Source organism: Sphingomonas sp. Leaf231 (genome assembly GCF_001421995.1).
Lineage (GTDB): Bacteria > Pseudomonadota > Alphaproteobacteria > Sphingomonadales > Sphingomonadaceae > Sphingomonas.
Window position 1 is genome coordinate 475,281 of sequence record NZ_LMLS01000001.1, and the last position, 24,164, is coordinate 499,444.

General features: G+C 68.6%; 24 protein-coding genes and 1 other RNA gene. 12 read left to right on the plus strand and 13 right to left on the minus strand.

Annotation, left to right across the window (positions count from 1 at the left end):
* Window positions 1-5: 5 nt before the first annotated feature.
* Window positions 6-761 carry a thioredoxin domain-containing protein gene (locus ASE95_RS02350; protein WP_235528136.1) on the plus strand — a complete coding sequence of 252 codons (756 nt, stop codon included), beginning with the start codon at window positions 6-8 and terminating at the stop codon, window positions 759-761.
* A 93-nt stretch (window positions 762-854) separates the two neighbouring features.
* Complete coding sequence (locus ASE95_RS02355) at window positions 855-4,247, plus strand: chromosome segregation SMC family protein (protein WP_056630909.1); 3,393 nt, start codon at window positions 855-857, stop codon at window positions 4,245-4,247.
* On the opposite strand, the gene ASE95_RS02360 is transcribed toward ASE95_RS02355, so the two are convergent.
* Window positions 4,192-5,433, minus strand: a complete 1,242-nt coding sequence (locus ASE95_RS02360; protein WP_235528137.1) for a hypothetical protein — start codon at window positions 5,431-5,433, stop codon at window positions 4,192-4,194. The two genes, ASE95_RS02355 and ASE95_RS02360, sit on opposite strands and share 56 nt — an antisense overlap.
* Before the next feature lie 65 nt (window positions 5,434-5,498).
* Here ASE95_RS02360 and ASE95_RS02365 point away from each other — a divergent pair, with 65 nt between their 5' ends.
* From ASE95_RS02365 to ASE95_RS02375, 3 genes are all read left to right on the plus strand, one after another.
* On the plus strand, window positions 5,499-6,752 hold the full coding sequence (locus ASE95_RS02365; protein ID WP_056630911.1) for a putative DNA modification/repair radical SAM protein: 1,254 nt from the start codon (window positions 5,499-5,501) through the stop codon (window positions 6,750-6,752).
* A 62-nt stretch (window positions 6,753-6,814) separates the two neighbouring features.
* Window positions 6,815-7,300: a hemerythrin domain-containing protein gene (locus ASE95_RS02370; protein ID WP_056630914.1), complete on the plus strand. Its 486-nt coding sequence runs from the start codon at window positions 6,815-6,817 to the stop codon at window positions 7,298-7,300.
* A gap of 9 nt (window positions 7,301-7,309) precedes the next feature.
* On the plus strand, window positions 7,310-8,707 hold the full coding sequence (locus ASE95_RS02375; RefSeq protein ID WP_056630916.1) for a UdgX family uracil-DNA binding protein: 1,398 nt from the start codon (window positions 7,310-7,312) through the stop codon (window positions 8,705-8,707).
* A gap of 21 nt (window positions 8,708-8,728) precedes the next feature.
* Here ASE95_RS02375 and ASE95_RS02380 read toward each other — a convergent pair whose 3' ends face one another.
* The gene (locus ASE95_RS02380; RefSeq protein WP_056630918.1) at window positions 8,729-9,523 is read right to left on the minus strand and encodes an aldo/keto reductase; all 795 of its coding nucleotides are present in this window, start codon (window positions 9,521-9,523) and stop codon (window positions 8,729-8,731) included.
* 82 nt (window positions 9,524-9,605) lie between these two features.
* Here ASE95_RS02380 and ASE95_RS02385 point away from each other — a divergent pair, with 82 nt between their 5' ends.
* Window positions 9,606-10,238: a DedA family protein gene (locus ASE95_RS02385; protein ID WP_056630921.1), complete on the plus strand. Its 633-nt coding sequence runs from the start codon at window positions 9,606-9,608 to the stop codon at window positions 10,236-10,238.
* A 6-nt stretch (window positions 10,239-10,244) separates the two neighbouring features.
* Here ASE95_RS02385 and ASE95_RS02390 read toward each other — a convergent pair whose 3' ends face one another.
* From ASE95_RS02390 to ASE95_RS02430, 9 genes are all read right to left on the minus strand, one after another.
* Window positions 10,245-10,703: a hypothetical protein gene (locus tag ASE95_RS02390; RefSeq protein ID WP_056630923.1), complete on the minus strand. Its 459-nt coding sequence runs from the start codon at window positions 10,701-10,703 to the stop codon at window positions 10,245-10,247.
* An 8-nt stretch (window positions 10,704-10,711) separates the two neighbouring features.
* Window positions 10,712-11,245 (minus strand): demethoxyubiquinone hydroxylase family protein, encoded by a 534-nt coding sequence (locus ASE95_RS02395; protein ID WP_056630926.1) that lies wholly within the window; start codon window positions 11,243-11,245, stop codon window positions 10,712-10,714.
* Window positions 11,242-11,724, minus strand: a complete 483-nt coding sequence (locus ASE95_RS02400) for a disulfide bond formation protein B (protein WP_056630929.1) — start codon at window positions 11,722-11,724, stop codon at window positions 11,242-11,244. Before ASE95_RS02400 ends, ASE95_RS02395 begins: the two co-directional genes overlap by 4 nt.
* A 4-nt stretch (window positions 11,725-11,728) precedes the next feature.
* Window positions 11,729-13,111 (minus strand): S41 family peptidase, encoded by a 1,383-nt coding sequence (locus ASE95_RS02405; RefSeq protein ID WP_056630932.1) that lies wholly within the window; start codon window positions 13,109-13,111, stop codon window positions 11,729-11,731.
* Between the two features lie 105 nt (window positions 13,112-13,216).
* Complete coding sequence (locus ASE95_RS02410) at window positions 13,217-14,296, minus strand: murein hydrolase activator EnvC family protein (RefSeq protein ID WP_056630934.1); 1,080 nt, start codon at window positions 14,294-14,296, stop codon at window positions 13,217-13,219.
* Window positions 14,296-14,721, minus strand: a complete 426-nt coding sequence (locus ASE95_RS02415; RefSeq protein WP_056630936.1) for a 23S rRNA (pseudouridine(1915)-N(3))-methyltransferase RlmH — start codon at window positions 14,719-14,721, stop codon at window positions 14,296-14,298. Before ASE95_RS02415 ends, ASE95_RS02410 begins: the two co-directional genes overlap by 1 nt.
* A gap of 52 nt (window positions 14,722-14,773) precedes the next feature.
* On the minus strand, window positions 14,774-15,175 hold the full coding sequence (rsfS, locus tag ASE95_RS02420) for a ribosome silencing factor (protein ID WP_056630939.1): 402 nt from the start codon (window positions 15,173-15,175) through the stop codon (window positions 14,774-14,776).
* A 2-nt stretch (window positions 15,176-15,177) separates the two neighbouring features.
* Window positions 15,178-15,858, minus strand: a complete 681-nt coding sequence (locus ASE95_RS02425) for a nicotinate-nucleotide adenylyltransferase (protein ID WP_056630942.1) — start codon at window positions 15,856-15,858, stop codon at window positions 15,178-15,180.
* Window positions 15,822-17,084, minus strand: coding sequence for a glutamate-5-semialdehyde dehydrogenase (locus ASE95_RS02430; protein ID WP_056632998.1), 1,263 nt, complete (start codon window positions 17,082-17,084; stop codon window positions 15,822-15,824). The genes ASE95_RS02425 and ASE95_RS02430 overlap by 37 nt, the downstream gene beginning before the upstream one ends.
* 84 nt (window positions 17,085-17,168) lie before the next feature.
* On the opposite strand from ASE95_RS02430, the gene msrB reads away from it, so the two are divergent.
* Window positions 17,169-17,660, plus strand: coding sequence for a peptide-methionine (R)-S-oxide reductase MsrB (msrB, locus tag ASE95_RS02435; RefSeq protein ID WP_056630945.1), 492 nt, complete (start codon window positions 17,169-17,171; stop codon window positions 17,658-17,660).
* A 44-nt stretch (window positions 17,661-17,704) separates the two neighbouring features.
* On the opposite strand, the gene ASE95_RS02440 is transcribed toward msrB, so the two are convergent.
* Window positions 17,705-18,205 (minus strand): CHAP domain-containing protein, encoded by a 501-nt coding sequence (locus ASE95_RS02440; protein WP_200918720.1) that lies wholly within the window; start codon window positions 18,203-18,205, stop codon window positions 17,705-17,707.
* A gap of 414 nt (window positions 18,206-18,619) precedes the next feature.
* Between ASE95_RS02440 and ASE95_RS02445 the strand changes: the two genes are divergently transcribed.
* Genes ASE95_RS02445 through ASE95_RS17985 form a run of 3 tightly spaced genes read left to right on the plus strand, consistent with a single transcriptional unit; the run spans window position 18,620 to window position 20,789 of the window.
* Complete coding sequence (locus ASE95_RS02445; protein WP_056630951.1) at window positions 18,620-19,765, plus strand: acyl-CoA dehydrogenase family protein; 1,146 nt, start codon at window positions 18,620-18,622, stop codon at window positions 19,763-19,765.
* 16 nt (window positions 19,766-19,781) lie between these two features.
* The gene (locus tag ASE95_RS02450; protein ID WP_056633001.1) at window positions 19,782-20,570 is read left to right on the plus strand and encodes an SDR family oxidoreductase; all 789 of its coding nucleotides are present in this window, start codon (window positions 19,782-19,784) and stop codon (window positions 20,568-20,570) included.
* A 54-nt stretch (window positions 20,571-20,624) separates the two neighbouring features.
* Window positions 20,625-20,789 (plus strand): hypothetical protein, encoded by a 165-nt coding sequence (locus ASE95_RS17985; RefSeq protein ID WP_200918721.1) that lies wholly within the window; start codon window positions 20,625-20,627, stop codon window positions 20,787-20,789.
* 267 nt (window positions 20,790-21,056) lie between these two features.
* Here the strand turns inward: ASE95_RS17985 and ssrA are convergent.
* Window positions 21,057-21,433: a transfer-messenger RNA gene (gene ssrA, locus ASE95_RS17185) on the minus strand.
* Between the two features lie 44 nt (window positions 21,434-21,477).
* On the opposite strand from ssrA, the gene ASE95_RS02455 reads away from it, so the two are divergent.
* Together ASE95_RS02455 and ligA are read left to right on the plus strand one after the other, a co-directional pair.
* Window positions 21,478-21,909 carry an RrF2 family transcriptional regulator gene (locus ASE95_RS02455; RefSeq protein ID WP_056630954.1) on the plus strand — a complete coding sequence of 144 codons (432 nt, stop codon included), beginning with the start codon at window positions 21,478-21,480 and terminating at the stop codon, window positions 21,907-21,909.
* Between the two features lie 40 nt (window positions 21,910-21,949).
* Window positions 21,950-24,106, plus strand: coding sequence for an NAD-dependent DNA ligase LigA (gene ligA / locus ASE95_RS02460; protein WP_056630957.1), 2,157 nt, complete (start codon window positions 21,950-21,952; stop codon window positions 24,104-24,106).
* The last annotated feature ends 58 nt before the right edge of the window (window positions 24,107-24,164 follow it).

The following is a 24,164-nucleotide window of genomic DNA, read 5'->3' on the forward strand; positions in this document are numbered from 1 at the left end:
GAACCATGAAGCATATGGCCCTTCCCGTCGTCGCGGCGGTCGCGCTGCTGACGGCATGCAGCGGCGGTGCCGGCGACGGCAACGGCAGCACGCCGAGCGCACCCGCCGGATCGGTGAAGGCGGTTGCCGCACCGGCCGGGCAGGACTGGACGCAGGTGGTCTCACTCACCCCGGCGGGCGGGTATGTGATGGGCAACCCGGACGCGGCGCTGAAGCTGGTCGAATACGGATCGCGCACGTGCCCGGCGTGTGGCGCGTTCGGCCAGACCGGGATGCGCCCGCTGGAGGAGACATACGTCAAGAGCGGCAAGGTGTCGTACGAGTTCCGTGACTTCCTGGTCCACGGCCCGCCCGATCTGGCCGCGGCGCTGTTGGGGCGCTGCGCCGGGCCGCAGCCGTTCTTCCCGATCCTTGAGCAGATGTACATCGACCAGCCCAAGTTCCTGGATACGCAGATGAAGGTCGCGCAGGACGAGGCGTTCCTGCGGCAGACGCAGACCGCCACACCGGCGCAGGTGGCGACGGCCTGGGCGGAGCGGATGGGCTATCTGGAGTTCATCAAGCAGCGGGGCGTTCCCGAGGCGCAGGCGCGCGCGTGCCTGACCGATGCCAAGACGATCGATACGCTGACGAAGATCATGCAGGATGGCACCGACAAGAACGGCGTCACCGGCACGCCGACGTTCATCCTGAACGATGCGAAGGTGGATGGCGTGACCTGGGCGCAGGTGGAGGCGGCGCTGAAGAACGCCGGGGCATAGGCGCATGGGCGTCCGTCGCCACGGACGCCTTGATGCGGGCGGGTGGCCTTGTGCCACCCTTCCCGGTGTGCGTGTGGCGCGGAGGCGTCCGCGATGCGGATAAAACGGCTGCGCCTGTCGGGCTTCAAAAGCTTCGTCGATCCCGCCGACCTGCGGATCGAACCCGGCCTGACCGGCGTGGTCGGGCCGAACGGCTGCGGCAAATCCAACCTGCTCGAAGCATTGCGCTGGACGATGGGCGAGAACTCGCCGCGATCGATGCGCGGTTCAGGGATGGAGGATGTGATCTTCGCGGGGACGGCGACCCGCCCGCCGCGCGACTTCGCCGAAGTGGCGTTGCTGGCCGAGCGCGAGGGCGCGGACGGGCCCGAGGAAAGCGAGATCGTGCGGCGGATCGAGCGCGGCGCCGGCTCCGCCTATCGCATCGACGGTCGCGAAGTGCGCGCGAAGGACGTGCAACTGCTGTTCGCCGACGCGGCGACCGGCGCGCATTCCCCCGCGCTGGTCAGCCAGAACCGCATCGGCGCGGTGATCTCCGCCAAGCCGGCGGAGCGACGCGCGATGCTGGAGGAAGCCGCCGGGATCGCCGGGCTACATGTGCGCCGCAGGGATGCCGAGACACGGCTGCGCGCGACGGAGGCCAATCTGGTGCGGCTCGACGAATTGCTCGCCGATCAATCGACGCGGATCGCTGCGCTGCGGCGGCAGGCACGCGCCGCCGAACGATACCGCTCGTTGTCCGAGCAGATCCGCGTTGCGGAGGCGCGGATGATCTTCGCGCGCTGGCGCGATGCCGCCGCTGCCGCCACCGTCGCGAAGGACGAGGCGGATGCTGCGGGGATGTTGGTGGAGGCGGCGACCGCAACCAGCAACGCCGCGCGGGACGCGCAATGCGAGGCCGCCGCCCACCACGCAGCCGCACGCGATGCGGCGCTGGCCGCGCGCGACGCAGTGGCGGACATCGCGCACCGGCTGACCCGCGCCCGCGAGCAACGGCATGGCCTGGAACGACGGCTGGCAGAGCTGCAGGCGGCGCGGACGCGGATCGACGAGGACCGTACCCGCGAGGATGCGCTGGCGCACGACGCCGCCGACGCGCTGGCGCGGCTGGCGATCGAGGCGGACGATCTCAATCACCGCATCGCGCAGGGCAATGCGGAGCTGCCGTCGCTGGACGCGGCGTTGGCCGAGTCCGAACGCCGTGCGCGCGACGTGGAGGTCGCGCTGGCGCAGGCGATGTCCGCCGAAGCGGCGGAGGCGGCGGAGCGACGGGTGGCGATCGCTGCGCACGCCGCCGCGGCTGCACGGCACGAACGCGCGCGGCGCGAGGCGATCCAGCTGGCGGAGGCGATCGAAAGGCTGGACGATCCGGCGGTGCTGGAAGAGCAACGCGCGATCGCGGTCGCGGCCATCGCGGTGGCGCAGGAGCAGGCGGTCAAGGCGCAGGCAGCGCTGACATGGGGGGAGACGAGCGAGGCGGGCGCGCGCGAGGAGCGCGACCCGGCCGAGGCGGCACGCGCCGCGGCGCTGGCGGCGCGCGCCGCGCTGGATGGAGAGGTCGCGGCGCTGACGCAGGCGACCGGGCGAACGGGCGACCGGTTGCTGGATGCAGTGCGCGCCGAGCCGGGATTCGAGCGGGCGCTGGCGGCGGCGATGGGCGACGAACTGGAAACCGCCTTGTCGGAATGGAGCGGCGCGGTGCTCGACCCGGCCGATCCCCCTGCCCCGATCGGCACCTTGCCGCTCGCCGCGCGGGTGACCGCGCCCGCCGAACTGGCCCGACGGTTGTCGCAGGTGTTCGTGGTGGAGGCGGATGCCGCGCAGGTGCTGCGCGCCGGGCAGCGGCTGGTGACCCGCGACGGGCGGGTGCGTCGCTGGGACGGTTATGTCAGCGACACCGGCGGGGCGGCGGCGGCGGAGCGATTGCAGCGGCTGAACCGGCTTGCCGAGTTGGAGGAAGCACGACCGGCGGCGGCGCAAGCGGTCGAGGCGGCGGAGGCGCGGCGCAACCGGCTGGACGAGCGTATCGCGCGAGCGCGCACCGCAGCGCAATCTGCACGCGGGTTGCTGACGCAGGCCGAGCGCGAGATGCGCGAGGCGCAGCGCAGCGAAGATCGCGCGGTGGCGCTGATCGAGCGGCTGGCCGGGCAGCGTGCCGATCTGGCGCTGCGCGCGGCACGGGTGACCGGCGAGGCCGACGAGGCGCGGGCGGCGCTGGAGCAGGCGGCCGACGCGGTGGCCGCGCTGCCCGATGGCGCGGCGGCGGCAGGAGCCACGGCGCGGCTCCGGGGTGAAGCGGAGGCGGCGCGCGCGCATGTCGCGCTGGCGCGGGCGGACCGCAGCACGCAGGAGCGCACGTTGGGCGAGGCACGGGCGCGGCGGGCGGCCAGCGTTACCGAAGCCGAAGGATGGCGTACCCGCGCGGGCGAGGCGACGCGGCGGATCGGCGCGATGGACGAGCGGGCCGACGCGCTGGATGCCGAGCTTGGCGAACTGGCCGGACGACCCGCCGTGCTTGCGGGTGAGATCGACGCGCTGGACGTGCAGCATGGCACGGCGCGGGTCGCCGCCGATACGACGCAGAACGAGGAGCGCGACGCCGACCTTGCGCTGCGCGATGCCGACGCGGCAATGGCACGTGCGGTCGAAGCGCTGTCCACCGCACGCGAGGCGCGGGCGGGGGCGACGGCGCGGGCCGAAAGTCATGAGTTGCGCCGCGTGGAAATGGGGCGCGTGTCGGGCGAGCGGTTCGAGTGCCCCGCGCCGTTGCTGCCCACCAGGGCCGGTTTCGACGCCGACACGGTCGCGACCCCGGCCGAGGAATCGGCGTCGCACGAACGACTGACGATGGATCGCGAGCGGCTTGGCCCGGTCAATCTGGTTGCCGAGCACGAACTGGCCGAACTGGAGAACGCCGGCACCGCCACCGCGGCGGAACGCGCCGAACTGGGCCAGGCGGTGAACCAGCTGCGCGGATCGATCGGGACGCTCAACCGCGAGGGGCGACAACGGCTGCTGACGGCATTCGAGGCGGTCGACGGCCATTTCCGACGCCTGTTCACGACATTGTTCGACGGAGGGCAGGCCCATCTGGCGCTGGTCGATTCGGACGATCCACTGGAGGCGGGGCTGGAGATCATGGCGCAACCGCCGGGCAAACGGCTGCAATCGCTGACCCTTCTATCGGGGGGCGAACAGGCACTGACCGCCATCGCGCTGATCTTCGCATTGTTCCTGACCAACCCTGCGCCGATCTGTGTCCTGGACGAGGTCGATGCGCCGCTTGACGATGCCAATGTCGAACGATTCTGCGACCTGTTGGACCGTATGACGCGCGAGACCGACACCCGTTACCTGATCGTCACGCACAATGCGGTGACGATGAGCCGGATGCACCGCTTGTTCGGCGTGACGATGGTCGAAAAAGGCGTCAGCCGGCTGGTGTCGGTCGATCTGCAGGCGGCGGAACTGCTCGCAGCCGAGTGACCCAGGCGGGTGCAGCATCGTGCACCGCGCCGTGGATCAGCCACAGCATCGCAGCGCCGCGAACGATCGCGGCGGCGAGAATATCGGGCTGGGTCGCCGATGGCCACGCCCCCTCCATCCCGGCGAACAGCCAGAATTCGGCGAAATAGGCGGCGAGATCGCCGAGCAGGAACAGCGCCATCGCGCGCACCCGCGTGCCGGTGAGCACGATCATCGGCCACAGCCACAGGTCGAATTGCGGCGAATAGACCTTGCTCGTCAGCAGGAACCACGCCAGCACCGGCATGAACAACAGCCATGGCCGGTCGCCATGCCGTCGCCATCCCACGGCGACTATCGTCACCGCACCGCCCACGAACAGGACGAACGACCAGAAATTGCGGGTGGGTATATCGGCGATCCACCAGCCGAACTGACCCAGCAATTCCCACACGCTGGCCGCGGTGCCGGCACGTGCGCCCGAAAACGCGTAGAATTCACCCCAATTGTCGAAGGCCAGCGCCGCGACCGGCACATTCACCGCAGTCCAGGCGACGATCGCCACGGTGGACAGCCACGTCGCGCGCCCGATCCGTTCCGGCCAGGTCCGCCCGGAGCGGAACAGCGCGCCAAGCCCGAGCAGCGGGAGGATCAGCACCGGAAACAGCTTCGCCGCGCCACCCAGCGCGGCCAGCGCCGTGGCGCGCACCATCGCCCGGCGCCGGGCGGCGAGCAGCGCAGCGACCGCGAAGGAGACGGCGAGCAGATCCCAATTGTGCCCGAGGTACAGGATCAGCGGCGGCGCGAGCGCCCAGCCATATTGGCGCTGCACGTCCACACCGGCGGCGCGCATGAACTCCAGCACCACGAAGGCGAGGATCGCGTTGCCGAGCGTCACCGTGTTCAAAAAATCGCCGGCGTCCGCCCCCGCACCGCCGACGAGTCGCGCGATCAGCCCCTCGATCCAGATCAACGCGCCGGTCAGCACCGGATATTCCATCCGTGCCTCGAAATACGGGATTTGCCCCGTCGCGACGTCGCGCAGGCCCCAGAAGGGTACGGCGTCGCTGTAGCAGCCGGTGGTATATTGCTCCGCACCGGTCCAGCCGGCACCGCAATGCGCCTTGAATCCCCAGCCGAACAGGCACGTCAGCGCCAGGGCGAGATACGGGCCGTTCGGGCCGAGACGTTGAATGATCCGCTGCACGGGGTTGATCCATGGCAAAGCGATGCGCCCTCGACAAGCGCCCTTTGCGAACATACATCGAACACATGGCGCAGCTTGATGTAAGACAGAAGCTGGAAATTCTCGCCGACGCTGCGAAATATGACGCATCATGCGCGTCGTCGGGAACGGCGAAGCGTAACTCGGCGGATGGCAAGGGGCTGGGATCGACCGAAGGCATGGGCATTTGCCACGCCTATGCGCCGGATGGACGCTGCATCTCGCTGTTGAAGATCCTGCTGACCAACAGCTGCATCTTCGACTGCCATTATTGCATCAACCGCAAGAGCTCGAACGTGCGGCGGGCGCGGTTCACGGCGCAGGAGGTCGTGAACCTGACGCTGTCCTTTTACCGCCGCAATTATATCGAGGGGCTGTTCCTGTCGTCGGGGATCATCAAATCCTCCAACTACACGATGGAGCAGATGGTGGAGGTCGCGCGATCGCTGCGCGAGGATCATCATTTTCGTGGATATATCCACCTGAAGACGATTCCCGATGCCGATCCCGAACTGGTGCATCAGGCGGGGCTGCATGCCGACCGGATGTCGATCAACGTCGAACTGCCGACGATCGGCGGGCTGAAGCGGCTGGCGCCCGAAAAGGACAATGCGCGGATCGAGGGAGCGATGGGCGATGTCACCGCAGCGATCGCCGATACCGCCGACGCGCGCACCCGCTACAAATCCGCGCCGCGCTTCGCACCGGCGGGGCAATCGACGCAGATGATCGTTGGCGCAGATGCGGCGACCGATGGCGACATCGTGAAGAAGGCCTCGTCGCTTTACGATCGGTTCGGATTGCGGCGCGTCTATTACTCGGCGTTCAGCCCGATCCCCGATGCGTCGAGCGTGCTGCCGCTGCAACGCCCGCCATTGATGCGCGAACACCGGCTGTACCAGTCCGACTGGCTGATGCGCTTTTACGGGTTCCAGCCGAGCGAAGTGGTGGCGGCGGCCGACGATGCGACGGGGATGCTGCCGCTGGATATCGACCCCAAGTTGGCTTGGGCATTGAAGTTTCGCGACCAGTTTCCGGTCGACGTCAATCGCGCGCCTCGCGAATTGCTGTGGCGTGTGCCGGGGCTGGGCACGAAGGCGGTGAAGAGCATCCTCGCGGCGCGGCGCTGGCGACGGTTGCGGCTCGACGATGTCGCGCGGCTGACGGTGTCGATCGCGCGGGTGCGGCCGTTCATCGTCACCGAGGATTGGCGGCCGGTGGTGCTGGCGGATCGTGCGGAGCTGAAACCGCTGGTCGCGCCACGCCCGGCTCGCCAACAGCTGGAATTGTTCGGCGCGTGAGAATGAATCGCGGGTGAAACGTGCGGCCTCGCCGTGCGCTTGGGGGCGCGAGGGAGACGATCATGGCGCATGCGGATATCTATGCCGAACTGAAGCACGACCACGACAAACAGCGCGACATGCTGAAGCGGCTGGACCAGTTGAGCGGTGCCGCCGACGAGCGCCGGACGCTGTTCGAGGCATTCCGGCTGGAAGTGCAGAGCCATGCCGCCGCCGAGGAGGAATCGCTTTATGCGACGATGCTGGGCAACCCGGACCTGCGCGACGAGGCACGCCATTCGGTGGCCGAGCACAAGGAGGTCGACGATCTGCTCGGCGAGCTGCTCGACATGGAGTTCGGGTCGAGCGCGTGGGACGAGAAGTTCGCGCATATGCGCCATCGCTACGAGCATCACATCGACGAGGAGGAGGAAGAGATGTTCCCCGCCGCCGATGCCAAGCTGGACGATGCGACCGAGGCGCGGCTGGCGGAGACATATGAGGAGCGCAAGCCCGCCGAACTGGAGATCGCGCGCGCCAACCCGCCCGGTGGCGACGAGCGCGAGTAGAAGCGGCCAATGCGCGCGGTTACCCTCCCCGCCCCCGACGACATGGATGCATGGCGGGAGGCGGCGCGCGGGCTGATCGCCGACGAGGTGCCGCCCGATCGCGTGGTCTGGCAAGTCGGCACAGTGGCGTCCGATCTGTTCGCCGCGTCAGCCGATCCGGTCGAAGCACCGCGTGCGGCGGCGTCGCCCCTGCGGGTTTCGCGGGGGTTCATCGCCCTGGCCGGCGATGCGGTGCTCCATCATGACCCGGAGCGGTTCGCGCTGCTCTACGCCTTGTTGTGGCGGTTGCGCGATGCGCCGCGGCTGGTGGAGGATCATGCCGATCCGCTGGTGCGACGGCTGGAGGGGCTGGCGAAGGCGGTGCGGCGCGACATTCACAAGATGCGCGCCTTCTTGCGTTTTCGCAGCGTGACCGACGACGCAGGCGAGCGGTATGTCGCGTGGTTCGAACCGGAGCATCATATCGTTCGCGCCAATGCCGCGTTCTTCGTCAATCGCTTCGGCAGCATGCGCTGGTCGATCCTGACACCCGACGTGTCGATCCACTGGGATGGTGCCGCGTTGAATGAGGGGCCGGGGGCGGCGCGCGGCGACGCACCGGATGGCGACCCGATCGAGGAGGTCTGGAAGACCTATTACGCCAGCATCTTCAACCCGGCACGCGTCAAGGTGAAGGCGATGCTGAAGGAAATGCCGCGTAAGTATTGGAAGAATATGCCCGAAACGGCATTGGTGCCGCAATTGCTGGCAGGCGCGCAGGCACGGGAGAGCGGGATGATCGAACGCGCACGCGACCGTGCCGAAATCGGCGGCAATACCCAGATCGCGTGGGAGGCGCTGCGCGAGGAGGCGCTGGCGTGCACCCGCTGCCACCTGCACAAACATGCCACGCAGACGGTGTTCGGCGAGGGGCCGGTCGACGCGACGATGATGTTCGTCGGCGAGCAGCCGGGCGATCAGGAGGATCTGGCCGGCCATCCGTTCGTCGGCCCTGCGGGGCAGGTGTTCGATCGCGCCCTGGCGGCGGCGGGGATCACGCGAGCGGAAACCTATGTCACGAACGCGGTAAAGCATTTCAAATTCGAGCCGCGCGGCAAGCGGCGCATCCACGCCAAGCCGGATGCCGGCGAGATCGAGGCGTGCCGGTGGTGGATAGAGCAGGAGCAGATGCTGCTGCGCCCAAAGGTCACGGTGGCCTTGGGCGCGACGGCGGCGCGGAGCCTGTTCGGCAAGGTGATGACGATCGGGCGTGAACGCGGGCGCGAGCAGCGCCTGCCCGAGGGGGGCGCGGCGTGGATCACGGTACATCCCAGCTACCTGCTGCGCCTGCCCGACGAAGATGCGCGAACGGCGGAGTTCGCGCGGTTCGTGGAGGATCTCAAGATGGCGCACGCGACGGTCGGGTAGCCGCCCCGCGCTGCCGCTGGATCAGAGTTCCAGCGGATCGGGACCCATGCGACCGTCGGGATCGTCCATCGCATCGATGGCGGCGATCTGTTCCTCGGTCAGTCGCACGTGCTGCGCCTGCCAGTTGCTTTCGAGATGCGCGAGGTCGCCCGCCTTGGGGATGACCGACCAGCCCCTGGCCAGGTGCCAGGCAATGATGACCTGCGCCGGGGTGGCGCCTGCCGCCTCGGCGATCGCGACGATACGTTCGTCCTTCAGGGCCGCCCCCTGCCCCAGCGGACTCCAGCTTTGCGTGACGATGCCACGCTCGCGGTTCGCCGCGTCCACGTCGCGTTGCTGGAAGCGCGGATGCAGTTCGATCTGGTTGACCGCCGGCGCGACACCCGTCGCGTCGATGATCGCGTCGAGATGTTCGGGAAGGAAGTTCGAAACGCCGATCGAACGCGCCAGTCCCGCTTCGCGCAGCGCGACCAGCGAACGCCACGCATCGACAAACTTCCCGCCCGAAGGATGCGGCCAGTGGATCAGGTAAAGGTCAACGTGATCGCGCCCGAGCAGCGCAAGGCTGGCGTCCAGCGCCGCGGCCGCGTCACCATGCTGATCGTGCCACAATTTGGTGGTGATCCAGACGTCGTCATGGCCAAGCCCTTCGCCGACGCCACGTTCGTTGTGGTACAGCGCGGCGGTATCGACCAGGCGAAAACCAAGGTCCAGCCCGGCGCGCACCACGCCGGCGACCTGCGCGTCGGGGATCTGATACGTGCCCAGGCCGAGTTGCGGCATGGCGCGTCCATCGTTCAAGGTAAGATCGCTCATGTGCGACGAACCGTTGCCGGACGGGCGCGGTTCCCGTTTTCGCGCTTCCCTTTATCGCCGCCGTGCCGCAAGCGCGAAACCTATGGTCGAGAAGATCCTTGCCGCGCTTGCCGGCTTCGCCATCGCCGTGATCTCCGCCGGCGGTTACTGGGGCATCGCGCTATTGATGGCGATCGAGAGCGCGTGCATCCCGCTGCCGTCCGAGATCATCATGCCGTTCGCCGGTTATCTGGTGTCCACGGGCGAGTTGAACCTTTGGATGGCGGCGACGGCCGGTGCGCTGGGTTGCAACCTCGGCTCGATCGTCGCCTATGAGATCGGCCGGCGCGGTGGACGGCCGATGGCGGAGAAGTTCGGACGCTACGTGCTGATCGGTCCGGGCGAGCTGGACCTTGCCGACCGCTTCTTCAACCGCTGGGGCACATGGGCGATCCTGATCGGGCGAATGCTGCCGGTGATCCGGACCTTCATCGCCTTTCCGGCCGGCGTGGCGCGGATGAAGCTGATCCCGTTCCACGTCTACACGTTCATCGGATCGTGGCCGTTCTGCCTGTTGCTGGCATGGGTCGGCATGACGCTGGGCGACAAGTGGAACAGCGATCCGCGCATGAAGGCGTTCTTCCACCGCGCCGATGCGGTGATCGGCGTCGTGCTGGTCGCCGCCGTCGCCTTCTACATCTGGCACCGGGTCAAGGGGCTGCGCAAGCAGCCCTGACCGCCGTTACGGCAGATCGGGGGTGTCGCGCTTCGCGGCGGCACGCCGCTCCTTCTTCCAGCGAGTTGCGTTCTGCGTCACGCATCCCGTGGCGCTTGCCGCGCCGACCGTCGAGCAACTGCCGACGCCGACCGCGCCGACATCGTTGTTGGCCTGCACACGCGCCGCCCAATTCTCGTTCTCGGGCGTGATCTCGAAATTGCGCAATTCCTTGGGAATGCGGAATTGCTCCTCGGCCGGGCGCCGGGTGCAGACCACTACCTCCGCACCGTCGCTGTTCGTGGGGCAGCGTTCGTTCCCGTACAGCACGATCACACCATTGACCGGCGCGCTGCGCGACATACCCTCCGCCGCGGTGGTGCGCGCGACGCGCGGCATGCCGGGCGCGGGCGGACCGCTCTGCGCCGCCACCGGGGTCGCGGCGATCGCCAGCAGGAACAAGGAGATAGTGGAAGGCTGCGCCATGGGGCTCCTCAGATACGCTTGGCGGTGGCGATGGCCACGCGGCATCCGAGCCGAATGACCGCCGACATCAGCGGATAGGCCGGCGCATCTTCCGCGCCATTCGCCAGGGCGGTGTCGCGGTGCTCCAGTTCCTCCGCCTGAAACTCGCGGATCGCGTCGGATAATTCGGGATCGCTGTCGCCCAGCGCGACCAGCTGCTCCTCGTAATGTTTGTCGATCTCGGTCTCGACCGCAGCGGTGCAGGCCATCGCGGCTTCCGGGCCGATCGCAGCGGTCACCGCGCCGAGCGCGAAGCCGGCGACATCCCATAGGGGCTGGAACAGCGTCGGGCGTACGCCACGTTCGACGATCATCCGGTCGAAAAATGCGCGGTGCCGCTCCTCCTGCAAGGCCATTGCCGAGATCTTGCGCGCCATCACGGAGCGCTGTCCCATGATCGCCAGCTGCCCTTCGTAGATACGCGTCGCGCCAAACTCGCCCGCCTGATCGACGCGGATCATCGAACGGGCGGCAGCAGGCCGGTCACCGGGCTTCCAGGTCATGAACGGCTCCTCAATTGCAGCGCGATCAACAACGCACCGATCAGCGACATCAGCGCATTCCAGCCCGCCAGCGATATGCCGAGCAGCGACCATTGCGCCGCGTCGCATCGAACGATGGGGGCGGCGAGCAGGTCCTTCAAGGCCTGGTCGGTCGACAACCCGTGCAGGCTGGTGGTCTGCGTGCAGGCGGTGATGCCCTGCCACCAATGATATTCGACGCCGGCATGGAAGATGCCGATCAGCCCCGACACAGCCACCAGCGCGGCCGCGCCGGCGACCAGCGTCGACTTCACGCGTCGCCCGCCGGCGACGAAGGCGAGGCCGGCCAGCACCAGCGCGCCGTAATGTGGCCACCGCTGCCAATGACACATCTCGCACGGGTATAGCCCGCCCAACAGCTGAAAGCCCCAGGCACCCGCCAGCAGCGCGGCGGGGATCAGCAGCGCCAGCAGGCGCGCGTTGCGCAGGCCGTTCGTCATGCGGTCACTTCGCCGCGGGCGTCGGCTTGGCCGTAGCGGCGACAGTCGGCTGGACCGTCATCGCCCGCGTCACCGCCGCCACCTGCTGCGGACCGCCCAGCCGGGCAATCGTCTTGAGCGCGTACCACAGCTGGAAATCCTCGATCCCCTGCTTCTTCAGCGTTTCCGGTGTGGTGGAGAAGCGCGGGTCGTCCTTCACATCCTCCTCCAGCACCGCATTGTCGGGGGACTTGATCTCGTTGATGAGATGACGACGCAGGTCGGCTTCGCGGAACACCGGACGCGACTTGTAGTCAGGATCGGAGATCTGCGGCACGCGGATGTCCGGTTCGATCCCGCCCTCCTGCACGCTGCGCCCGGACGGCGTGAAATAGCGTGCGGTGGTAAGGCGCAGCGCGGTACGCGGGCCGACCTGCAGCAACGTCTGCACCGATCCCTTGCCGAACGTCCGCTCCCCCATCACCAGCGCGCGGTGATGATCCTGCAGCGCGCCGGCGACGATCTCGCTGGCCGAGGCGGTGCCCGGGTCCGTCAGCACGATCACCGGCAGGCCGTGCGCATCATCGCCCGCACGTGCGAAATACCGCTCGATATCGTCCTTCTCGCGCCCGCGCTGGCTGACGATCTCGCCCCGGTCGAGGAACGCGTCCGACACCTCGATCGCCTGTGTCAGGAGCCCGCCGCCATTCTCGCGCAGATCGACGACATAGCCGAGCGGACGATGGCCCAGCGACTTGTCGATCGCAGCGATGGCGGCGCGCGTGTCGGCACCGGTCTTCTCGGAGAACGTGTTGATGTTGATATAGCCGACATCGCCCTTCACTTCCCATTTCACCGGGCGCTGGACGATCACTTCGCGCGCCAGCGTGACGACGATCGGCTTGTCACGGCCCGGACGGATCAGCGTCAGCGTGATCTTGGTGCCAGGCTTGCCGCGCATCTGGGCGGTCGCCTCGTCCAGAGTGCCGCCGTAGATCAGCTTGCCGTCGATGTGGGTGATGAAGTCACCGGATTTGATCCCGGCGCGACCGGCCGGCGTATCCTCCTGCGGCGCGATCACCTTCACCGCGCCGTCCTCCATCGAAACGGTCAGGCCGAGGCCGCCGTAATTCCCCTCGGTCTGGATGCGGAGATTGTCGAAGTCGGAGGCGTCGACATAGCTGCTGTGCGGATCGAGCGCGGCAAGCATGCCGTCGATCGCGCCCTTGATAAGCTGTTCGTCGGTTACCTTGTCGACGTAATCGGCCTTTACCCGATTGTAGACGTCGAGAAACTGATCGAGCTGGCGATAGGTGGCGGTGTCCGACGCGGCCATCGCCCCGGTGGCGAGCGGCACGGTGGCGATGGCGGTGACCAGCGCGACGGCCGGGAGCAGCGTTGACTTCATGGCGGGCGAAACTGTTCCTGCGGTGGGTCGATCCATGGGTGTAGCGGAAACGCCGGAGCGATCAAAGCGCCCGTGCGGCTGAACCGCGGCTGAGCGACGACGCGGTCACCCGATCAGTTGCGCGATATCCACCGGGTGGCCGCGACGGCGCAGTTCGACGGTGACACGCGCGCCTTCCACGGCGGGTGCGGTGCCGAGCAAGGTGCCTGCGGCGACCATGACGCCGGGGCGCGCGCCGACGGTGCCGAGGCCGGTGAGCAAGGTGGTCCAGCCCGCGCCGTGATCGATGATGACGATCCGCCCGAAACTGCGAAAAGGACCGGCGTAGCGGACGCGCCCCGCGGCCGGCGCGACGACCGGCGCGGCCGCGGCGGTCGCCAGCGTCAGTCCGCGCGCGCGGACGCCGTTGCCGGACACTTCGCCCATGCCGGTCACCAGCCGCCCGGCGAGCGGCAGGCGATATGGCGCGCCGGGAGTTGGCGATGCGGCGGATGGCGGCGGCGCCACCGTGAGCGCCAGCAGGTCGGCGAGCACCGCCTGTTCGCTGCCGATCGTCGCCAGCCGCTCGGCGGTGTCGCGCACCGCCTCCTCCATCGCGAGCGCGGCGTCGTCATCGCCGCTGGTGACCGCCGCGAGCCGCTCGCGCGCCTCGACCAGCCGGGCACGTCCGGCGCGGAGCTGGCGCTCGGCCGACCGCGCGCGCGCCTGCATCGCCCGCCCCTCGGCGACCTGCTGCCGCAGCGCCGCAGAGCGGGCTCGCAGCATCGGCAACGTGGCATCCAGCACCGTGCGGACGTGGATCAGATCGGCGATGCTGCCGGACTGCGCGATCGTCAGCACTTCCGGGCGGCGCGCCAGCGTGGTCATGGTGGCGAGCAGCCGCGCGACGGGTGCCTCACGCAGCGCAAGGGCGCGGCGTTGCGTGGCAAGCCGGGCTGCGATCGCAGCGGCGCGGGCGCGCAGCATCGCCATGTCCGCCTCCGCCGCAGCGACGCGCGCCGCGACCGCCGCCTCGCGCAGCCGTGCACGCCGGGCGGGATCGGCGGCGGCATCGGCACGCGCCTCCAGCACGGTGGCGCGTTGCCTGGCCTGTGCGACGCTGCGTGCCTCCGGCGACGATACAGCGGTCGCCCCGCCGACGAGCGTCGCGGCGACGGCGAGCGCGCAGAGCGACGCGCCGCGCATCACCCTTCGCGGTGGTAGGGGTGGTTGGCGAGGATGCTGGTGGCGCGGAACAATTGCTCCGCCAGCATCGCGCGCGCCAGCAGGTGCGGCCAGGTGGCGCGCCCGAACGACAGCAGCATGTCGGCCTCCGCACGGTCGGCATCGGAGAAGCCGTCCGCCGCGCCGATCAGGAACCGCGCCTCGCGCACGCCATCGTCGCGCCAGCGCCCGAGCCGTTCGGCGAAGGTCGTGGAGCCGAGCACTTCGCCCTTTTCATCCAGCAGGATGCGGCGGGCGTGCGCAGCGGGCCGTTCCGGTTCGCGGCCACCGCGGTCGGGCAACTCGCTGATCCGGGTCGGCCAGGCGATCCGTTTCAGGTAGCGATCGACCAGTTCGGATTCGGGCGAGCGCCCGATCCGGCCACGCGCGACGATGTGGAGCAGCATGGCAGGGGTCCAGAATGTCGCGGCGGACGTACCGGTCCGCCCGCCGCACCGGTCAGTTCGGCGTGCCGGGCGCAACCGGTGCGGCGGGCGCGTCGCCAAACGACCACATCCGTTCCAGGTTGTAGAAGGTGCGCACCTCCGGCCGGAACAAATGAACGATCACGTCGCCGCCGTCGATCAGCACCCAGTCGGCGCTGGGCAACCCCTCGATCCGGGAAGGGCGGCCGGTTTCGGCCTTGATGCGCTCCGCCAGCTTTTGCGCCATCGAGGCGACCTGACGCGTGGAGCGGCCACTGGCGATCACCATGTAATCGGCGATCGACGACTTGCCGGCGAGCGGGATGGAAATCGTGTCCACAGCCTGATCGTCGTCCAGCGATTGCAGGACCAGCCGATGCAGCGCCTCGACATCCGATGGATCGGACGAGCGGCGGGCGGGTTCGTTGGCGGGCAAGGTTACTCCTGGGGTTGCCGCGGCCACGCGGCGGGGGTTGACGGCGCGAATGTGGGGTCGGCAAAACGAACGTGCCAGTCGGGATCAACGGCGCGTAGCTGCGTCGCGGATGTCCGGTCGGGGCGGAAACGCAGCAGCACCAGGGCTGGCACACTCCATTCGGCCCAGTTCGTCGCCTGGCGCGCGGGCCGCCGATAGCGCCGCAGCCAACCCATCGCGGGAGCCGCGAGAGCATCGTCGTCATAACCCGGCCGGGTCAACACCGCAATCGGCATCGTGCGTGCAATGCCACGCCATTGACGCCATTCGTGGAATTGCGCGAGATTGTCGGCCCCCATCACCCACACGAAGCGGTGGCGGGGATAGCGGCGCACGACGCGACGCAGCGTGTCGACAGTGTAGCGGGTACGCAACCGCGCCTCCAGATCGGTGGCGCGGATCGGCGCGCGGCGCGACATCGCCCGTGCGGACGCCAGCCGTGCCGCAAACGGCGCCATGCCCGCATGCGGCTTCAGCGGGTTGCCGGGCGAAACCAGCCACCACATCTCGTCCAGCGCCAGCGCCGCGATCGCCTCCAGCGCGACATGCCGGTGGCCGGGATGCGCGGGGTTGAACGACCCGCCCATCAGTCCGATGCGGCGGGCGCTCAACCGCGGACCTGACCGCTGCCGCGCCCGATCCATTTGTAGGTGGTCAGCCCCTCCAGCGCGACCGGCCCGCGCGCGTGAAGCCGCCCGGTGGCGATGCCGATCTCCGCGCCCAGCCCGAACTCGCCACCGTCGGCGAATTGCGTCGAGGCATTCCACAGCACGATCGCCGAATCGACCCGACGCAGGAAGTCCTCCGCCACCCCGGCATCCGCGGCGACGATCGCATCGGTATGGTGCGAACCATGCGCGGCGATATGCGCCAGCGCGCCGTCGAGATTGTCGACCATCGCGACCGCGGCAATCGCGTCGAGATATTCGGTATCCCAGTCCGCATCGTCGGCAGGGGCGATCCCCGGCACCAGCGCGCGGGCCGCCGCATCGCCGCGAACGACGCAGCCGGTATCGGCGAGTGCGCCGATCAGCGCCGCGGCATGCGGCCAGTCGCGGTCGATCAGCAGCGTTTCCATCGCGCCGCACACGCCGGTGCGGCGCATCTTGGCATCGACGACGACGGAAATGGCCATGTCCGGCGTCGCGGACCGGTGCACGAATATGTGATTGATGCCGTCGAGATGGGCGAGCACCGGCACGCGTGCGTCGACCTGCACCCGCTCGACCAAACTGCGTCCGCCACGCGGGATGATGAGGTCGATCGCGCCGGCCGCGGCGAGCATCGCGCCGACGGCGGCGCGATCGGTGACCGGCACCAGTTGCACCGCATCGACCGGCAGACCGCCGGCGAGCAGCCCGCGTACCAGCGCAGCGTGGATCGCGCGGTTGCTCTCGACCGCCTCCGAACCGCCGCGCAGGATCACCGCATTGCCGGAACGCACGCACAGCGCGGCCGCATCGGCGGTGACGTTGGGGCGGCTTTCATAGACGATGCCGATCACCCCGATCGGCACCCGCACGCGGCTGAGCGCCAGCCCGTTCGGGCGGGTGGCCGCGTCTATCACCTGTCCGACCGGATCGGCGAGATCGGCGACCGCCGCGATCGCATCGGCGACCCCCGCCAGCCGCGCGTCGTCGAGACCGAGGCGATCGAGCAGCGCCGCGGACAGGCCAGCGCGACGCGCGCGGTCGAGATCGATGGCATTGGCCGCCAGAATCGCCGCGGCGTCATCCCGCAACGCGCGCGCGGCCTGATGGAGCGCGGCGGCCTTGTCCGCGTCGGTGGCCGCGGCGAGCGTGCGCGCGGCATCGCGGGCGCGCCGCGCCATCGCGGCGATCAGTTCGGCTGGCGGGATCGTGTCGGACATGCCCGCGCCGTAGCACGGGCGTCGCAGCGCGCCCAGCGAGTGCTGGCGCGTGGCAAGCCGGCGCCCCATATCCGCTTCATGGACATGCCAACTTTCAATCGTCGCCGCTTCCTTGCCGTCGCGGGCGGCGGGCTGCTTACCTCCACGCTGCTGGCGTGCGGATCGCGTCCGGCGGAAGCGGCCGAGCATTTCCCGATCACGCGAACCGATGCGCAATGGCGTGCGCAACTGGGCCCGGCGGCGTTCGGCGTATTGCGGCGGGAGGATACCGAGCGGCCGTTCACCAGCCCGCTCAATGACGAACACCGCACCGGCACCTTCGCGTGCAAGGGCTGTACCCAGCCGCTGTTCGCGTCGAAGACCAAGTTCGAGAGCGGGACGGGCTGGCCCAGCTTCTATGCCGCCCTGCCGCGCGCGGTAGGTTACCGTCGCGACTCGACTTTGGGGATGACGCGCGTCGAGGCGCATTGCAGCCGCTGTGGCGGGCATCTGGGCCATGTGTTCGACGACGGGCCGCGCCCGACCGGCAAACGTTATTGCATGAACGGCATAGCGATGACGTTCCGCCCAGCCTGAGGACCGTGCCTGATGCCCGTGCCCGACGATCCCGCCTGGCGACCTCAGTCCGCGTCGAGCGGCAACGCACCCGCCAGCGGCGCGGCGGCGGCCGTGGCGATCGTCACCGGCGGCAGCGGTGCGCCAGGCTCGGCAACGGTGGGTGCCTTGCCGGCGTAGATGAAGCCGGCAAGCGGATAGCTGCTGGTGCCGAGATCGCCGACCCCGGCGAACCACACCCGCACCGCGCTCCAGTCACCCGCCGACGACACGTCGATGGCGCGCACGTCGCGCTCGATACCGCCGCGACGCGACCAATTGGCGTGGGTGAGCAGCACCTCGCGCTCGCTGACGATGCGGCTGACCATCGCAACGTGGCCGACGGGCATCGAACGGGTCGACTTGAACGCCATCACGGCCCCGACCTGCGGCGCGGTGCCGCGATCGTAGCGACCGGCGGCCTGCCCCCACCACGTATTGGCGTTGCCGTGGATGTCGATGCCCGACACGTCGCGGGCGAATGGCGCGCACTGCAGGAACCGCGCCTGCGCCGGAGCAGTCGTCATCAGGACGCACGAAACCACCAGCGCAAAACGCGCTGTCCATACCTTGACGTTCACGGGCGACCCCCCGGTCAACAACTGAATTGATGACCCTCGGCTAACCGCAAAGGTGTGAACCAACAAATGCCGCGGGAACCTTTTCAGATGAACCGCACATGACTGGCGACGAACCGAACGCCCGGCCCGAAAACAGGGCAATGTTGCTGTCATGGAGTCTTACCAGGGAGTAAATTTTCGGCGTTTTTCGGCCCTCGTGACGATTCGACCATGGGACTCAAGTGTTCTTCGGGGGCAGAGTATGCCGCCCGCCTTCCAGCTTTCTTTGCATCTTCGAAGAACGGGTACCGACCCGCCGCTTGTCGCGCCGGTCGGGGCGGCCTACACCGTTTTCGTTTCCTCAATGAAAGCGGCACCCCCATGGCCCTCGATCCGGACACGTTCGATGCCCTGCTCTCCACCGTGCGTCGCTTCGTCGCCGAGCGACTGCGGCCGTTGGAAGCGCAGGTCGAAGAGGATGATGCGGTGCCCGATGCGATCGTCGCCGAGATGCGCGAACTCGGATTGTTCGGACTATCGATCGATCCGGAATATGGCGGACTCGGCCTGACCATGGCGGAGGAAGCGCGGGTTGCGGTCGAACTGGGCCGGACCACCCCCGCCTTCCGCTCCGCATTCGGCACCAACGTCGGCATCGGCAGCCAGGGGCTGGTGATCGCCGGGACACCCGAACAGCAGGCGGCGTGGCTGCCGCGGATCGCCAGTGGCGAGATCATCACCAGCTTCGCCTTGACCGAGCCCGACGTCGGGAGCGATTCGGGCAGCGTCACGACACGCGCGGTGCGCGACGGCGACGTCTATCGCCTGTCGGGCACGAAACGCTACATCACCAATGCCGACCGCGCCGACCTGTTCACGGTCATGGCGCGCACCGGCGAGGACGAAGGTGCGCGCGGAGTCTCCGCCTTTTTGGTGCCGCGCAATCTGCCCGGCGTATCAGTGGGCGCGCCCGAGAAGAAGATGGGACAAAAGGGCGCGAAGGTTGCCGATGTCGTCTTCGACGACGTGCCGGTGCCTGTCGCCAACCGGCTGGGCGCGGAGGGTGAGGGCTTCCGGATCGCGATGCGCGTGCTGGATCGCGGGCGGCTGCACATCGCCGCGGTGTGCGTCGGCGTGGCGGAGCGGCTGATCGTCGACGCGGTGGCTTATGCCGGCGAACGCCGGCAGTTCGGCAAGCCGATCGCCGAGCACCAGCTGATCCAGGCGATGATCGCCGATTCCAAGACCGAGGCGCTGGCGGCGCGTGCGCTGGTGCTCGACACCGCCACGCGCAAGGATGCCGGCAACGACGTGATCCTGGAGAGCGCCGCCGCCAAATATTTCGCGAGCGAGATGGTCGGCCGCGTCGCCGACCGCGCGGTGCAGATCCTGGGCGGGGCCGGCTATATCGCCGATTACGGCGTCGAGCGGCTGTACCGCGACGTGCGGCTGTTCCGCATCTACGAAGGCACCAGCCAGATCCAGCAGATCATCATCGCACGCGAAACGATGAAGCGCGGCGGATAGAGGGAGAGCAGCAATGATGGACACCACCAACCTGTTCCGGCTTGACGGCCGCGTCGCACTGGTCACCGGAGGCAGCCGCGGGATCGGCCGGATGATCGCCGCAGGCTTCGTCGCGCAGGGCGCGCGCGTCTACGTCTCCAGTCGCAAGGCGGCGGCGTGCGAGGAGACCGCCGCCGAACTCGGGCCGAACTGCATCGCCCTGCCGCAGGATATCGCCACGGTCGAGGGATGCCGCGCGCTGGCGGCGGCGCTGACCGAGCGCGAGGAGCGGCTCGACATCCTCGTCAACAACGCCGGTACGGCGTGGGGCGTGGCATTCGAGGACTTTCCCGAATCCGGGTGGGACAAGGTAATGGACCTGAACGTGAAGTCGCCGTTCTTCCTGACCCAGTCGCTGCATGCGCTGTTGAAGGCGGGGGCGACACGCCATGGCCCGGCCAAGGTCATCAACATCACTTCGGTCGACGGGCTGCGGCTCAACCCGTGGGAGACGTACAGCTATCATGCGTCGAAATCGGCGCTGATCTACCTGACCAGGCGACTGGCGGCGCGGCTGGTCCGCGACGGGATCAACGTCACCTCGATCGCGCCAGGCGCCTTTCCCAGCGAGATGAACCGGGCGGCGCGCGACCACGGGGATGCCGTCGCCAAGGCCATCCCGTCGCGGCGGATCGGAACGGACGAGGATATGGCCGGAACCGCGATCTACCTGGCAAGCCGCGCGGGTGACTATGTGGTCGGCGAGACGATCGCGGTGGACGGCGGGCTGGTCCACGCCACGCTGGGAGGCAGTATCGACGGCTGAGGCCGGGAACGGCGACGCAAGGCGGGCCGTTGGTGGCGGCGAAGGAGACGATCCATGGACGAAGACGCGATCCGACCGACGACCGAAACCGAGCGGCCGAACCTTTCCACCGAGCACCAGCAGGACGGGGATGCGCGGCGTCCGTCGGACCAGCTCGACAAGGGTCAGCCGCAACGGGAAACGATTCCGCGCAAGTCGTCGCTGCTCGGCGACGACTGACGGCGACGCGCGGCACGATCGGTGACGGTCGTGCCGCACTCTCGCGATGTAGATGCGCGTTCCCTCACCGGATCGCCGGTGAATGGCTGCGTCGGCGAATCGCTGGCGGCTGACGATCTGGTCGATGGCACCATCCGTGATGTGCCGCCGTTCGCGATGGCTGGAATTCACCTGCCGATACCGGCGGCGAGAAGGTCGTCGGTGCAGCCCGTGGCGGTGGATGTGGTGAGTGGGGAGCTTCTGTTGCCCGGTGCTCCCCGTACCGCTGGTTTCCCCTTCTGTTGCCCGGTGGGGTCCAACCGCGCTCTTTTGGGGTAACGTCAGGCCGTTAGGCCCTCAGTTACGCCGCAATCGCGAGTGCTTCGTTATCGTTGGCACTTGTGTAATGGGCCGTTGCGGTGGTCCCATTCCGAGCGAAAACAGCGCCTTTCAACACACGTCGATCCTAGTTCGGCCCCGTCAGCGTAGCTGGATCGGACGGCGGCACGCGTGATGCATATCGTCGTCCGGCACAGCTGCGGTGGTGGAGCCGCCGGGTACCGCCCCCGGGTCCGCTGCGTCTATTTTACGCCGCAGTTTATCGCCATAGCCGGGTGGAACCCGACGCGAGCCATATAGGGCACGCAAAGCGTTTGGCAAAGGGCATCGCGCCATTTGCGCGCCACAATATCCCTGTATATACTCGGCTATGCTCACCCAGCGCTCCCGTTACGCCCTGCGTTCGATGTTGTTTCTGGCCGGCGCGCCCGCGGGATCCGCCCCGATCCCGATGACCCGGATCGCCGCGGAGGCGAACGTGCCGCGCAAGTTCCTGGAATTGATCCTGGCCGATCTTCGCGATGCCGGATTGTTGCACAGCTATCGCGGCAAGATGGGCGGCTATGTGCTGTCTCGCCCCGCACAACTGATTTCGCTGGGCGAGGTGATCCGCGTGATCGAGGGGCCGCTGGCGCTCGTCCCGTGCGTCAGCCGAACGGCATACCGCCCGTGCAAGGATTGCAAGAGCGAGGCGGATTGCGCGATCCGGCTGGCGATGATGCGGGTGCGTGACGAAACCGCCCGCATCCTCGACGGCACCAGTCTGGCGGACGCGACTGCGCAGAGCCTCGCCGCGGCCTAACGGTCTGGACGGTCGCGCGGCGGTTGCCTAACCCGGCACGATGACCGATGCGCCGCTGCCCGCGAACGACAATGAAGCCGCTGCCGAACTGGAGCGGCTGAGTGGCGAAATCGCCTATCACAACCGGCGCTACCACACCGATGACGCGCCCGAGATCAGCGACGCCGAGTATGACGCGCTGGTGCGCCGCAACACCGCGATCGAGCGCGCCTTTCCGGCGTTGATCCGCGCCGACTCGCCGGGGCGTCAGGTCGGCGCGGCGCCAGCCGGGCATTTGACCAAGGTCGCGCACGCACGACCGATGATGAGCCTCGACAACGCGTTTTCGGATGAGGAGGTGGCGGAGTTCGTCGCGCGGATCAGACGCTTCCTGAAGCTGCCCGCCGAAGAGCCGGTGGCGATGACCGCAGAGCCGAAGATCGATGGCCTGTCCTGTTCGTTGCGGTACGAAGAACGGCGGCTGGTGCAGGCGCTGACGCGCGGCGACGGCACGACCGGGGAAGACGTCACCGTCAACGTCCGCACGATCGACGACATTCCGGCCACCCTGCCCGACGATGCGCCAGACGTATTCGAGGTGCGCGGGGAGGTCTATATGGAGAAGGCCGCCTTCGCGGCGCTCAACCGGCGGGTGGCGGAAGAGGCCGCGGCTGCCGGCAAGGAGGCGCGGCAATTCGCCAATCCGCGCAACGCGGCGGCGGGATCGCTGCGGCAAAAGGATGCCAATGTCACCCGCGCGAGGCCGCTGCGCTTTTTGGCGCATGGCTGGGGCGAGACGAGCGCAATGCCCGGCGACACACAGGCGGCGGTGGTCGCACGGCTGCGCGAGTGGGGCTTCCCGGTGGCGGACGCGTTTGCCCGGTGCGACGATGCCGGCGGCGCGTTGGCCGTCTATCGTACGATCGAGGCGCGGCGTGCGGACCTGTCGTTCGACATCGACGGCGTGGTCTACAAAATCGACCGGCTCGACTGGCAGCAGCGACTGGGCAATGTCGGGCGCGCACCGCGCTGGGCGATCGCGCACAAATTCCCTGCCGAGCGCGCGCAGACCACGCTGGAGCGGATCGACATCCAGGTGGGGCGCACCGGCAAGCTGACGCCGGTCGCGCGGCTGACCCCGGTGACGGTCGGCGGGGTCGTCGTCACCAACGCCACGTTGCACAATGCGGACGAGATCGCGCGGCTGGATGCGCGCGAGGGCGACCGGGTGGTGCTTCAGCGTGCCGGCGACGTCATCCCGCAGATCGTGGAGGTGTTGCCGCGCGACACCGAACGCGCGCCGTTCGCCTTCCCCACGCACTGCCCGCGCTGCGACAGCGAAGCCGTGGCCGAGGAAGGTGAGGTCGACGTGCGCTGCACCGGCGGGCTGGTCTGCCCGGCGCAGCGGCTGGAACGCCTGAAGCATTTCGTCGGCCGGGGTGCGCTGGACATCGACGGGCTGGGCGAACGGACGCTGACCGAATTGATCGACCTCGGCTGGATCACGGAGCCTGCCGATATCTTCCGGCTGGCGGCGCACCGCGACGAACTGATCGCGCGCGACGGGTGGCAGGCGAAATCGGTCGACGCGCTGCTCGCCGCGATCGACGCGCGGCGCACGCCCGATGCGGCGCGGCTGCTGTTCGGGCTGGGTATCCGTCATGTCGGGATCGTCACGGCGCGCGACCTGCTCAAGCGCTATGTCACCTTGCCCGCCGTCGCGGTGCTGGCCGACGACCTGATCGCGCTTCGCGAGGCGACCGTCGCGGTCATCGGTGAGGATGACGCGAAGCTGCGCACGCGGCTGGACAAAACGTTGGCCGAGTCGATCGGCGTGGAGAACGTCGGCGCGGCGGTCGGCCACGCGCTGGCGGATTTCTTTCACGAGCCGCACAATCGGACGGTGTGGGTCGACCTGATCGGCGACGGCGAGCGACCGGGTCAGGTGGCCCCGCCCCCGTTCGTCGTCGAGACCGTAGCATCGGAAGTGTCGGGCAAGACGGTCGTGTTCACGGGTTCGCTGGAAACGCTGAGCCGGGACGAAGCCAAGGCGCAGGCCGAGTCGCTCGGCGCGCATGTTTCCGGTGCCGTGTCGAAAAAGACCGACTTGCTGGTCGCGGGACCGGGTGCGGGATCGAAGGCGAAGAAGGCGGCCGATCTGGGCATCCGGGTGATCGACGAGGCGGGGTGGATCGCGATCGTGCAGGCGGCTGGCTGACGAGAACCGCTTCGCGGGCGTCCCCCTACGGATCATGCTATCAGCAAGCTCCCCGCCC

Coding starts and splice junctions, on each gene's coding strand:
- ASE95_RS02355 (WP_056630909.1), top strand. CDS start 855: ATGCGGATAAAACGGCTGCGCCTGTCGGGCTTCAAAAGCTTCGTCGAT.
- ASE95_RS17985 (WP_200918721.1), top strand. CDS start 20,625: ATGGACGAAGACGCGATCCGACCGACGACCGAAACCGAGCGGCCGAAC.
- ASE95_RS02380 (WP_056630918.1), bottom strand. CDS start 9,523: ATGAGCGATCTTACCTTGAACGATGGACGCGCCATGCCGCAACTCGGC.
- ASE95_RS02415 (WP_056630936.1), bottom strand. CDS start 14,721: ATGCTGCTCCACATCGTCGCGCGTGGCCGGATCGGGCGCTCGCCCGAA.
- ASE95_RS02450 (WP_056633001.1), top strand. CDS start 19,782: ATGGACACCACCAACCTGTTCCGGCTTGACGGCCGCGTCGCACTGGTC.
- ASE95_RS02425 (WP_056630942.1), bottom strand. CDS start 15,858: ATGGATCGGGCGCGGCAGCGGTCAGGTCCGCGGTTGAGCGCCCGCCGC.
- ASE95_RS02400 (WP_056630929.1), bottom strand. CDS start 11,724: ATGACGAACGGCCTGCGCAACGCGCGCCTGCTGGCGCTGCTGATCCCC.
- ASE95_RS02455 (WP_056630954.1), top strand. CDS start 21,478: ATGCTCACCCAGCGCTCCCGTTACGCCCTGCGTTCGATGTTGTTTCTG.
- ASE95_RS02440 (WP_200918720.1), bottom strand. CDS start 18,205: ATGACGACTGCTCCGGCGCAGGCGCGGTTCCTGCAGTGCGCGCCATTC.
- ASE95_RS02410 (WP_056630934.1), bottom strand. CDS start 14,296: ATGCGCGGCGCGTCGCTCTGCGCGCTCGCCGTCGCCGCGACGCTCGTC.
- ASE95_RS02430 (WP_056632998.1), bottom strand. CDS start 17,084: ATGTCCGACACGATCCCGCCAGCCGAACTGATCGCCGCGATGGCGCGG.
- ASE95_RS02405 (WP_056630932.1), bottom strand. CDS start 13,111: ATGAAGTCAACGCTGCTCCCGGCCGTCGCGCTGGTCACCGCCATCGCC.
- ASE95_RS02370 (WP_056630914.1), top strand. CDS start 6,815: ATGGCGCATGCGGATATCTATGCCGAACTGAAGCACGACCACGACAAA.
- ASE95_RS02385 (WP_056630921.1), top strand. CDS start 9,606: ATGGTCGAGAAGATCCTTGCCGCGCTTGCCGGCTTCGCCATCGCCGTG.
- ASE95_RS02350 (WP_235528136.1), top strand. CDS start 6: ATGAAGCATATGGCCCTTCCCGTCGTCGCGGCGGTCGCGCTGCTGACG.
- ASE95_RS02365 (WP_056630911.1), top strand. CDS start 5,499: ATGGCGCAGCTTGATGTAAGACAGAAGCTGGAAATTCTCGCCGACGCT.
- msrB (WP_056630945.1), top strand. CDS start 17,169: ATGCCAACTTTCAATCGTCGCCGCTTCCTTGCCGTCGCGGGCGGCGGG.
- ligA (WP_056630957.1), top strand. CDS start 21,950: ATGACCGATGCGCCGCTGCCCGCGAACGACAATGAAGCCGCTGCCGAA.
- ASE95_RS02390 (WP_056630923.1), bottom strand. CDS start 10,703: ATGGCGCAGCCTTCCACTATCTCCTTGTTCCTGCTGGCGATCGCCGCG.
- ASE95_RS02395 (WP_056630926.1), bottom strand. CDS start 11,245: ATGACCTGGAAGCCCGGTGACCGGCCTGCTGCCGCCCGTTCGATGATC.
- ASE95_RS02375 (WP_056630916.1), top strand. CDS start 7,310: ATGCGCGCGGTTACCCTCCCCGCCCCCGACGACATGGATGCATGGCGG.
- ASE95_RS02445 (WP_056630951.1), top strand. CDS start 18,620: ATGGCCCTCGATCCGGACACGTTCGATGCCCTGCTCTCCACCGTGCGT.